1 protein-coding gene is annotated in these 982 nt (G+C 70.2%); it reads left to right on the top strand.

Features of this window, described 5'->3' with window-relative positions; genetic code table 11:
* On the top strand, positions 1–982 hold a 982-nt coding region (locus B8W69_RS29495; RefSeq protein WP_165762735.1), incomplete at both ends, for a S8 family serine peptidase.

The raw sequence follows: 982 nt of genomic DNA, 5'->3' as shown, positions 1-982 counted from the left end.
CACCCAGGTTCTGCCGCCGCCACCACCGCCCCCTCCTCCGCCACCGGAGGGCGGCGGGGCCACGGCCGCGTCGAACGGGCCGGCCGATCCGCAGACCGAGGACGAACCCGCAGTGCCGCCGCTTCCCCCCGGAGCGCCCGACGGGGTGGTGGGGGTCGCTCCGCACGCGACCATCATCTCGATCCGGCAGTCGTCACGAGCCTTCGAGCCGGTCAACCCGCCGCCGGGGGATCCCTACTCCGATGAGAAGGTCAAAGCCGGGACGCTGAATTCGGTTGCGCGAGCGGTGGTTCACGCCGCGAACATGGGGGCGAAGGTGATCAACATCTCGGTCACCTCGTGCCTGCCCGCCGCGTCGCCGGCCGATCAGCGAGCGCTGGGCGCGGCCCTGTGGTACGCGTCCATCGCGAAGGACGCGGTGATCGTCGCGGCCGCGGGTAACGATGGCGAGGCCGGCTGCAATAACAACCCGGCTTATGACCCGCTGGACCCGTCGGATCCCCGGGACTGGCATCAGGTCAAGATCGTCTCGGCGCCGTCGTGGTTTTCCGATTACGTCCTGTCGGTGGGCGCCGTCGACGCCAGCGGCGCCCCGCTCGACAAGAGCATGTCGGGACCCTGGGTCGGTGTGGCCGCTCCGGGGACCCACATCATGGGCCTCTCACCCCAGGGCGGCGGCCCGGTCAATGCCTACCCGCCGTCGCGGCCGGGCGAGAAGAACATGCCGTTCTGGGGAACCAGTTTCTCGGCGGCCTACGTCAGCGGTGTCGCGGCGCTGGTGCGGGCGAAATTCCCAGAGCTCAGCGCGCATCAGGTGATCAACCGGATCGTGCAGTCGGCACACAATCCGCCTGCGGGAGTTGACAATAAGGTCGGGTACGGGTTGGTGGACCCGGTCGCCGCGTTGACGTTCAACATTCCGCCGGGCGACCGGATGCCTCCGGGCGCGCAGAGCCGGGTCATCACCCCGGCCCCGCCGCCC

Origin of the sequence: Mycolicibacterium vulneris (genome assembly GCF_002104765.1) — a bacterium.
GTDB lineage: Bacteria > Actinomycetota > Actinomycetes > Mycobacteriales > Mycobacteriaceae > Mycobacterium > Mycobacterium vulneris.
This window is presented reverse-complemented; position numbering and strand designations above follow the sequence as displayed.